Raw genomic sequence first — 10,428 nt, forward strand, 5'->3', positions numbered from 1 at the left:
CCTTAAAAACTCTTTGAAAAAAAATAAATTGGTACAAAACCTAGTGGCAAAATATACAAAACCCGCTGGCAAGCTACACTGTAGAAGGTGGTCTAAAAGGTGGTATGAAAATGGCTATTTAAAGAAAAAATCTATATATTTCAATATGTTTAAGAAATAAAACGGTGCCGCATGCCGGATTCGAACCAGCGACCCCATCATTACGAATGATGTGCTCTACCAACTGAGCTAATGCGGCATAGGTTTGTAAGTCAATGAGACAAAACTAATTTGAGGGTAATAGCTAAAAGTACGTATAAAAGCAAGAATGCATTTTTTCAATAATTTGTACATATGATAATAATTTGAAGGAGAATTATGTAAAAGTCAGAGGAAAGTATTCTTTGACCTTAATGCTATAAAATGCTTTTCAATTTACGATAGCACTTAAATTAAGAAGCTGGGAATGTAGATCTTTAGGATGAAAAATGGTGTCAAGATAACTTAGTAAAGATAAAAACATTTTCTGATTCTTAAGAAAGAAATTTGTTGCATAGAGTGATTGGGAAAATAAAGATCATCATAAACCTTTTATAATGTGCAAATAGATGAGTAAAATTAGTTGAGAAGTTACTTCTCATTTTTATGGGAAGAAAAAGGGAGGAGGATTAATAAAATTAATCACGTTTTTTATTTAAGAGGGAGTAAAAATCATGTCGGATGAAGATCGGCTGATAGAACTAGAAATGAAGCTAGCTTACCAAGAAAAATTCATTGAGGAACTTTCTCGAGAGGTAACTAATCAATGGAAAAGTTTGGATGAGATATCTAAAAAAGTTGATATTTTAGCGAGACGATTTTCAGATTTAAAAGAACTAGAGTGTTACTGAAGCTGTTATCTTACCATTTTCTCAATAGGGAGAAGGTGCGAAATATTTTTTATCACAATTGCAATTATTTACAGATGAGTTTTTATTTCACGCATTTTGTTAGACTTGTAGAATAATTTTTATAAGCTTCTTCATTAATTTTAATAAGTTCCAATCTTATAAGGAGAGCTGATATTAGAAGACGTTTTTTTATATGGGGTTTCTAGTACGAAAATTAAGAAAAGTTTTTGTAGAGTATTAAAGAAACAGCCATAGAAAAATATATGAACTGCAATATTTTAAGTTTTTTCTGTACAGAGTTTTCTTATAGGTGGGAGGTAGATTTATTCGCTAATTTTTTTAAATTGATACAAATAAAGTGATGTTATCGTTATCTATAGAAATCATAAGTGAGCGCCTATATTTATAATGAAGCGTTTTAATTTTTTCTGATGATCAAGTGATCTTCAGTTGTTTTAATAGAGTGAGGGGTTTTAAGCGACATCGATTATGTTATAGTACAGAGAGCTCTAGAAGTTTTTTTAAAGATCAAATGTACTCTTCGTTATATGTATATGATATTTTGTGAAAAGGCTTTTGTTTTTCGTAATTTAAGATACAAAATACTATTGCTAAAGCACCAAAGATAGACCATGCGGGTAAATAAGTGAGAGTAATGCAAATTGAGGACAGAAAATCAGGCATTACCTTGCATAGAGATTGATTAAGGTGATAGATATCTGTTTGCAGAAGGCTTGTTAAAATTTTATTAAAGGGGGTTGTTGTCCAATGTGATGTGATTACAGAGTGTGCGTTATCAATGACCAATGCTATAATGGTTAGTGTAACGAAAATGAAGGACATTAATTTAAATAAAGGGTGGAGCATATTTTTTCTTAAAACTTCAACGGGACATACGTATAATGCACAAAAAAATAAGGAGTTGCATTATGATAAGAAAATAAGTTTACGTTTGTTTTGTGTTTTTTGAAAGAGGTGCCTAATTTTTCAATAAAAGTTGAGGTTAAGTTCAACAAAAGTAGTGAGGCATGATGTCTGAAAAAAAGCACGAGGAATTGAAGCGTAGCCTTCAAAATCGCCATATTCAAATGATTGCTTTGGGTGGGGTTATTGGGACAGGACTTTTTTATGGGTCAACCGAGGCAATTCAATTAGCTGGTCCCTCAGTTATTTTATCTTATCTTGTCGGCGGGCTTATTATGTATTTCATTATGCGAATGCTTGGTGAAATGTCAGTAGAAGAACCGTCTTCAGGAGCATTTAGTTTTTTTGCTTATAAATATTGGGGGAGATTAGCTGGTTTCATAACAGGTTGGAATTATTGGTTTCTTTATATTCTTGTGAGCATGGCTGAACTTACAGTGATAGGGTTTTACCTTGATCATTGGATTTTGATTGATCATTGGAAGACATCTTTCATTGTTCTTTTATTTGTTACATTTGTTAATTTGTTTAATGTTCGTTTTTATGGAGAATTTGAATTTGCTTGCGCTTTGATCAAAGTGGCTGCTGTTATTGGTATGATTATTTTTGGAATTTTTCTCATTGTCACTGGACTAGGGGAAAATCAAGCGAATATTCATTATCTTTGGGACCATGGCGGTTTTTTCCCTTATGGAGCAGTAGGGGTTGTTTTAGCAACTTCTGTAGTAATGTTTTCTTTTGGAGGAACGGAGCTTATTGGTATTGCTGCTGGAGAGGCATCTAATCCACAAAAAACAATTCCAGCGGCTATTCGTCAAGTTATGTGGAGGATTATAATTTTTTATATTGGTTCTATCAGCATTATTATGATAATCAGCCCTTGGAATATGATTGGAAAAAATGGTAGTCCTTTTGTCACAATTTTCGAGACTATAGGAATTCCTGCTGCTGGTCATATTTTGAATTTTGTGGTGATTATGGCTGCTATTTCTGTTTACAATAGTGGCATTTATTCTAATGGCCGTATGCTTTATAGTTTAGCTGTACAAAAAAATGCACCACATATTTTTAGTAAACTGAGTGCTGCTCGTGTTCCTTATATTGCTATCCTTTTTTCTTCATTATGTACGGCGTTGATTGTCGTTGTTAATGCTCTTGTTCCTGATAATAGTTTCATGCGGATCATGGCTCTTGCAACTGCAGCAGCAGTGATTACTTGGGCTATTATTGTTATTGTTCATTTGAAATTTCGCAATGCCCATAAGAACAGAAAGGGCGATTTTATTTATGCGTTTGGTTTATATCCTTACGCTAACTATCTTTGCCTCTGCTTTCTTGTTTTATTATTTTGCATTATGTTTGTCAGTGGTTTTGGGAAAAATGGATTGATGACTCGACTTTTTGATATGATAGGAATAAGCTTGCCTTTTCTTGAAGTATATATTCCTGTACAGATGCCTGATATGAGTTTGGCAGTCATTATTATTCCTCTATGGTGCTTGTTATTACTTTTAGGTTATAAACTGAAGCGATAGAGAAAGAAGAGCTAATAAAAGGGATTGATTGGAATAAACCTTGGGGATTATAAAATTTGATGAGGTAACACAAGTTTTTGGTGATTTGTGTGTTTTAAGAAATATTACTGTACAGCTTACCGAAAGACGAGTTGCTATTATAGGTGCGAATGGTTCTGGGAAAAGTACATTTGTTCGCCTTATTAATGGGCTCCAATTACCATCTCATGGTTTTGTAAGCGTTGATGGGCTTGATACAAAACGCGATGCAAAAGCAGTAAAACGTAAAGTTGGATTTGTTTTTCAGAATCCCGATAATCAGATTGTTTTACCATTAGTTGAAGAGGATTTATCCTTTGGTCTCAAAAATTTAAAGCTTAATAAAAATGAAATTAAGGAGCGTGTAGATGAAATTTTACAGCGCTATGAACTTCAAGATTTCAGAAATCACGCTGTCCATTTATTAAGTGGTGGGCAAAAACAACTCGTTGCTATTTCTAGTGTAGTTGCAATGAAACCAGACTACATTATTTTTGATGAGCCGACGACATTACTTGATTTGCGAAATAAGCATCGCGTTACGCAAGTGATAGAAGAATTACCACAAACGGCAATAGTTGTATCGCATGATTTAGAGTTTTTGAAAAAGTTTGATAGAGTGCTGGTTTTTGATAAGGGGGAGATAGCAATTGATGATGTACCTTTTGTTGCTATAAAGGAGTATATAAGAAGAATGTCATGATCGGTTTATATATTCCGAGGGATACATTTATTCATAGGTTAAGTCCTGGAGTTAAGTTATTATTTCTTACGGCCTGTGGAACTTTTATAATAATGGTTTCTTCCATAGCGCTTCTTGGTTTATTTTTATTGTTGGTCATCTTATTCTATAGAGTCGCCAAAATCCCTTTCAAAACTGTGATAAAGCAATTTAAATCGATGGGATTGCTTTTAGTTCTTCTATTTGTATTTCAAACTATTTTTAGCGGTTGGCTTACGGGAGTTGAGGTCATATTACGTCTTGTTATCCTCTTTTCTTTATCATCAGTTATTTCATTCACAACAAAAGTGTCAGATATGGTGGATGCAATTGAAGCAGGCCTCCAGCCCTTTCGTTGTTTTGGTATAAATCCATCAAAAGTGAGTATGGTTATCTCTATGGCGATCAGGTTTATTCCTCTTTTGGGTGAAAAGTTTAATGAGGTACATGAAGCACAGCAAGCACGAGGACTTAATACTAACATTGTCGCTCTTGCGATACCTTTAATTATACGGACCATAAGAATGGCGTCAGAAGTGGCTGAAGCATTGGACGCGCGTTCTTATGATGCTGATACTATTGATATAGCATCTCATAATAATAAAAGTTTTTATAGTAAAAAAAGAAGAATCAAATGAATACAAAAGATTTAGTTTATATTGCTTTATTTGCCGCTATTTATGCTATTTTGGGCCTTTTCCCTTCTATTTATCTTCCTTTTCTTCTAGGGGTACCTATTACGGCTCAATCGATGGGACCGATGCTAGCAGGGTCTATACTTGGGGCAAAAAGGGGTGCTTTAGCGTCACTCCTTTTTCTTGTTCTTGTTGCGATTGGATTACCTCTGTTGCCTGGTGGTCGTGGTGGAATCAGTGTCTTTTCAGGAATTGCAAGTGGTTATTTAATAGGTTTTCCATTTGCCGCATTTTTTATTGGTTTAATGGTAGAATTGTTTTGGCAGCGGTTAAATTTTATAACATTATTTATAATAAATACTGTCGGTGGCATTGGGATAGTTTATTCTTTTGGTGTTCCATGGACAGCTTATATGACCAAAGTTTCTTTACTGAATGTTTTAATGGCTTCATCAGTTTTTTTGATAGGCGATTGTTTAAAAGCGTTGATTGCATCCTTTATTGCACTTGCGATTAAAAGATCTGTTCCTCTCATTCATTCAAAGCATAATAACTAAAATAAATGTATTATTTTGTTATATTGTTATTATATAATATTCATATATCACTATTATTGAATTTAACTATAGTAATTTATGATGTAATTAAACATTGTAGAATCTAATATGATTCATATAAGTGATGTTATTAAAATAAATTATTATAGTATTTTTCTCTATATCTAAGGTATTTAAAGTGTACTTTTATAAATCTGATACTTTTTATTAATTGTACAACAATAACGAAAGCTTTTCCCTAGTGAAGGAATAATTCAGTGAATACAAAAGATTTGGTTTATATTGCTTTATTTGCCTCTATTTACGCTGTTTTGAGTCTTTTTCCTCCTCTTTATCTTCCTTTTTTGCTGGGTGTCCCTATTACAGCTCAGTCTATGGCTCCGATGTTAGCAGGCTCTATACTTGGAGCAAAAAGGGGAGCGTTAGCATCACTTCTTTTCCTTGTTCTTATTGCGATTGGGTTACCTCTATTGCCTAGTGGTCGTGGTGGAATTAGTGTTTTTTCAGGAGTTACGAGTGGTTATCTGATTAGTTTTCCATTTGCTGCATTTTTTATTGGCTTTATGGTAGAATTATTTTGGCACCGGTTAAATTTTATAATATTATTTGTGATAAATACTGTGGGTGGCATTGGGATAGTCTATTCTTTTGGAATACCATGGGTGGCTTATATGACACAGGTCCCTTTGCTGACAGTTTTAATAAGTTCATTAGTTTTTTTGGTTAGTGGTTTCTTGAAAGTGCTGATTGCATCCTTTGTAGCGTTGACCATTAAAAAAACCGTTCCTCTCGTTCATTCGGAAAAAGGGGCAATTTTGTACTGAAGAACAAGTTTTGCCAAATGTATGTAGATTAAAAAGCACCACGGAATACCATTCTGTTTTGTCTACTTTTTATTGGTATTTTTATCTGTATAGTTCTCAAAGGTAGCCATACGAAAGTTGAATATTTCGGCACCCAAATTCATTTTTTTGCTTTCAGGAGCAGCCCCTAAATAGCCAATTAATATCATTTTATTCAACATGCTTGTAAGTTTTATTCGATTTGCATATTATATGCATAAAGCCTTAGAATAATTTATTATTTTTTTAATATTTTTAGTTAATTAATCACTAATTTTTAAAGTATTAAATTATATTAATTTTACAAAAACATGGATAATTAAGTGTTCATCTAAAACTCTTGATGTATATTATGCCCTCATAAATGTATTAATATAAGGTATAAAAATGAGATTTGAATGGGATGAAGCTAAAAAAAGTAACCTTAGAAAGCACCGTGTAAAGTTTTGAAATAGCTGCATATGTTTTTTCTGATCCATTCTCCATGGCTAAACAAGACCGTGTTGAAAGTGGAGAGTATGGTTAGCAAGCTTTAGTGCTTGTGGAGTTTTTTTATTACTATTCGTAGTGCATACTGTCCATGACGATAAAGATGGCATAGAGGTAATCCGTATTATTTCAGCACAGAGAGCCAACTCGAAAGAAAAGAAACGTTATAAAGAAGAAAGTTCGTTATAAAATCGAGGTAGCTAACTTATCGGCTTTGACAGATGAACAGAGAGTTGAAATTGATAAATTGGCTGTAATGTCGGATAGTGCAATTGATCATAGAGATATTCTGTCACTCAATGATGAGTTCTGGAAAGACGCCGTTTTCAATCCATTCTGTAAACCCATGAAAACTGTCACAACTGTGCGTGTGGATTCAGACGTACTAGCGTGACTTTAAAAGTCAAGGGAAAGGATATCAAACGCGGATTAACGCCATTTTACGTGATGCCATGCTTCGTTCAAAGCACTGATTTCTCCTCCACTTAAAAGCAGGGAAGGGGGAGCCCATATTCTAAAAATCTAAGTAGCTCTCACTGCAGAGTTCTCTAAAGTTCGTATTGCTTTTGCAATTAAAGTTTTATAGCCTTAATTTTCAGCCAAACGATTCTAAACGACGCAATATATTTGGGATACACTACACTCCCATAGTCACTAAGATAACTTAGGCAACACCTGCCATCTGATAAGACATAGACATTGTAATTATGTTAACTTTATGAATACCATTAACTTCCTTTCTTATAAATATAAAATAGATCCAGCCTCAGAATTAGTTAATATCAATGATGCTGATAAATTTTTAGAGGAAGGGAGATACGATTTTAACTGTGATAATCAATGTGCTACCTTAATAATCGAAAAGTTTTCTGTGAACTCGAAGATCTGCTATTGGATTTATGTTTTAACGGGAGAAAATAGTCCTTATAATCCTGAAGTGATTGATTCTGAAAACGACTTTCAGAATATTCCTAACCCACGTTCTAAAAATCAGATTTAACAAAATAAGCAATATTTTGGAATTTTGATTCCTATAGAGTTAACTCTTTTTTCTTCAAATAAAGAGTTAAACAAATTCTTGCAGCTACACTACAAAAAAACTTTCATAAAGGTTTATAATAAGATTCTGTTTTGCATGAGTTTCGGTAATCTCTGCTGTACAGAACGTGACACTGTTGTAAAATTTATCAAGATCTTTCGTTTTCTCTTCAATATTGGTTTTATCGAGTTCTGTTAAGATTTTTTCCATTGCTTGCGAAATGGCATTGTTTTGCACAAATTCATTGCCCTCAAACAAAGCTTCAAACACGGGACGCGTCACAAGATGTTGCGCTAACATCTCAATCGCTTCTTCTTGCTTTATCTCACTGTTTAAGTTGTTTTTTAATTCTTTATAAAACGCATCAAAGGCATGATAAGCTTCGCTTGTTTGATCAGAAAGCATAGTTTGAAGGCGTGTGATATGGTTTTGTGCAATCTCAGCAACATTGCCAGCCCAAATGCCCCAATAATCACTCATAGTAGATTTTTTAACAATCAGTGTTTTGAGAGCATTGGGAAACTCAACAAAAAAGGGCAATCTTCCTTGTCCTTCATATGTTTGGTGCGGTTCATGAGCTTGTGTCCCAATACGAAGTCCCGATTTTTCTGATTTTTCGTGGAGCGTGATTTCGTCAATAACCGTGGTGACATTCTCTAATTCGGTCTTTTTAGAAACTGTAACAATGTCGATGATAGAGCTTACGTCTTGCCCTAAGACCATCTGGTTAAGGGTTTTACTAAAATTCTCATCATGGGCAAGCAAAGCATTCAGAACTTGCCAGACAACACTGTATCTCTTATTATTTTTTAATGCCTCTTCTGGTGAAACACCAGCAGGAACACCAACCGGCAAAATGATATAGCCCATCTTTTTGCCTTTTGCACGACGCATCACACGTCCCACAGCTTGTATCACATCCACTTGGCTTTTACGCGGGTGTAAAAACATAACCGCATCAAGGGAAGGAACATCAACACCTTCTGAAAGGCAGCGTACATTGGTTAATATACGGCAGACATTCTCACCCGCATCTTCTTTCAACCAATCAAGTTTTATCGTACGGTTTTTGGCACCAGATTTTCCATTAATATGATCTACTTGACAGTTAAGAGGGGGAATATTTTTATGGTTTTCATGAAGATTACGTAAATCTTTCTTAACTTCTTCATTGTTGAATGTTCTACATATGCGTTCAGAAGTATCAATATCTCTACAAAAAGCCAAAGCCCGATGCATGGGTCTTGTATCATCCCCAAGATCAATTTTCAGATCCATTTTGGTAAGAGCTTGATAACAACCCATGATCTTTGTTCTATCATCAAGAATAAGTTCATAATTCTCATCTGTCATCAGATGCTGGATAGATTTACTCACTTCTCCTTCATCAACACCTAAAACGATAATCTTGTAAGGCGTTAAAAGTCCATTTTTTACAGCATGGGAGAAACTATAAGAATAAAGGATTTTTCCATAAAGCTCTTCATCATCCATAGAAGCCAGAACAGCATCAATCTCATTAGCTTGTTTTTTGGCATTATCACTAAAGATACGAGGTGTTGCTGTCATATACAGACGTTTCTTGCCCCGAATAAGGCTATTATTATGAACCTTGATAAACTCAGATTCACTCTTGTCTGTTCCTAACACAGCTCCAGTGGTACGGTGTGCTTCATCACAAATGATCAGATCAAATTCCGGTAAAGCATATTTCTTTTGCGCATCCGAAATCACTTGGATCGAATGGTAGGTAGCAAAGACCACTGTCATTGCATCAGGAGAAACCTTATTGGCTTTTTCTCCAAGCTTTTGAGAATCTGTTGTTGCTGGTAGAGCGAGATCCGAGACATCGAGTTCGGCAGCATCATCTTGGGCTTTACGACGTTTGCCAACTTGTGTATCAGAACACACCGCAAAGGAACGCAAGGGGATTTCTGTATCTGCTGTCCATTCTCTTATTGTTTGTGACATTAAAGAAAGAGAGGGGACAAGAAATAAAACACGTTTACCTTGACCAGCAAGAGCTTCTGCTATCTTCAGACTGGTAAAGGTCTTTCCCGTTCCACACGCCATAATCAGCTTGCCGCGGTCTGCTTCTTTTAACCCTTCACAAACAGCTTTAAGCGCTTCTTGTTGATGATCTAAAAGATTTTTCGGTTCTTTTTTCTTAAGAGTAGCTTCCCCTTTGCTTTCAAAGGTTGACCAATCTATTTGACTGTTTTCCAGATCAAAAAGATTAATCCGTTGAATGCGGACTCTTTGTCCTTCACAGGTGAGATCGGCATTGTCACTCCATTACCTTCGGTGCTATCAACCAGAATACGGCGTGTGAAGATCTTTTTTCCTGAGGCAGCAATAATGCTATCAATATCTTCCTTCTTGATTTGATGATTTGCACTATAAAACTTACATTGAATAGCGGCATATCCTTCTTCATCACGAATTTTAGCAACCAGATCAATGCCGATATCACGTCCATCTTCATCATGCTCCTTAGCCCATTCCAAATAAGTCTGAACCTTTTCGTATTCTTGCTTTTGAAGCGGGTCGTTTGTCAAATAAGCCATGACAAGGTTTTCAAACATGGTTCCTAATTCACGGGGTGATTTTGCCTTTTTACGGTAGAATTCCAACAGAGAGCGTAGCGTGACGTGTTCATTATCAAAATAAAGAGGGCAAGACATAAAGGATAAGCTCCATGACAATATATTCTATTGATTAATTCTCTCCAAAAGAATCGAAATGAAGCTTATTAAATCCATTTTGAGTAAATGGTGAAAAAAATGCAGAAAAATGCGA

General features: G+C 34.9%; 7 protein-coding genes, 1 tRNA gene and 3 pseudogenes. 8 read left to right on the forward strand and 3 right to left on the reverse strand.

Features of this window, described 5'->3' with window-relative positions; all coding sequences use genetic code 11:
* Window positions 1-165: 165 nt before the first annotated feature.
* Window positions 166-238, reverse strand: a tRNA-Thr gene (locus tag ACFILT_RS00475).
* A 454-nt stretch (window positions 239-692) separates the two neighbouring features.
* Here ACFILT_RS00475 and ACFILT_RS00480 point away from each other — a divergent pair.
* From ACFILT_RS00480 to ACFILT_RS00505, 6 genes are all read left to right on the forward strand, one after another.
* Complete coding sequence (locus tag ACFILT_RS00480; RefSeq protein WP_375612388.1) at window positions 693-869, forward strand: SlyX family protein; 177 nt, start codon at window positions 693-695, stop codon at window positions 867-869.
* A gap of 1,031 nt (window positions 870-1,900) precedes the next feature.
* Complete coding sequence (locus ACFILT_RS00485) at window positions 1,901-3,328, forward strand: amino acid permease (protein WP_375679335.1); 1,428 nt, start codon at window positions 1,901-1,903, stop codon at window positions 3,326-3,328.
* A gap of 40 nt (window positions 3,329-3,368) precedes the next feature.
* Complete coding sequence (locus ACFILT_RS00490; protein WP_375679334.1) at window positions 3,369-4,049, forward strand: energy-coupling factor ABC transporter ATP-binding protein; 681 nt, start codon at window positions 3,369-3,371, stop codon at window positions 4,047-4,049.
* On the forward strand, window positions 4,046-4,705 hold the full coding sequence (locus ACFILT_RS00495; RefSeq protein WP_375679333.1) for an energy-coupling factor transporter transmembrane component T family protein: 660 nt from the start codon (window positions 4,046-4,048) through the stop codon (window positions 4,703-4,705). The genes ACFILT_RS00490 and ACFILT_RS00495 overlap by 4 nt, the downstream gene beginning before the upstream one ends.
* Window positions 4,702-5,259, forward strand: a complete 558-nt coding sequence (locus ACFILT_RS00500; RefSeq protein ID WP_375679332.1) for a biotin transporter BioY — start codon at window positions 4,702-4,704, stop codon at window positions 5,257-5,259. Before ACFILT_RS00495 ends, ACFILT_RS00500 begins: the two co-directional genes overlap by 4 nt.
* A gap of 257 nt (window positions 5,260-5,516) precedes the next feature.
* Window positions 5,517-6,083, forward strand: coding sequence for a biotin transporter BioY (locus tag ACFILT_RS00505; protein ID WP_375679331.1), 567 nt, complete (start codon window positions 5,517-5,519; stop codon window positions 6,081-6,083).
* A gap of 21 nt (window positions 6,084-6,104) precedes the next feature.
* Here ACFILT_RS00505 and ACFILT_RS00510 read toward each other — a convergent pair.
* Window positions 6,105-6,283 (reverse strand): annotated as a pseudogene (locus ACFILT_RS00510) (single-stranded DNA-binding protein); the annotation flags it as partial.
* A 729-nt stretch (window positions 6,284-7,012) separates the two neighbouring features.
* Here ACFILT_RS00510 and ACFILT_RS00515 point away from each other — a divergent pair.
* A pseudogene (locus ACFILT_RS00515) lies at window positions 7,013-7,063 on the forward strand (hypothetical protein); the annotation flags it as partial.
* Window positions 7,064-7,308: 245 nt separating this feature from the next.
* Window positions 7,309-7,590 (forward strand): hypothetical protein, encoded by a 282-nt coding sequence (locus tag ACFILT_RS00520; protein WP_375629703.1) that lies wholly within the window; start codon window positions 7,309-7,311, stop codon window positions 7,588-7,590.
* Between the two features lie 93 nt (window positions 7,591-7,683).
* On the opposite strand, the pseudogene ACFILT_RS00525 reads toward ACFILT_RS00520, so the two are convergent.
* Window positions 7,684-10,313: pseudogene (locus tag ACFILT_RS00525) on the reverse strand (DEAD/DEAH box helicase family protein); the annotation flags it as partial.
* Window positions 10,314-10,428 lie beyond the last annotated feature (115 nt).

The organism is Bartonella sp. AP7XZML (assembly GCF_042195745.1).
In the GTDB taxonomy this organism is placed as follows: domain Bacteria; phylum Pseudomonadota; class Alphaproteobacteria; order Rhizobiales; family Rhizobiaceae; genus Bartonella.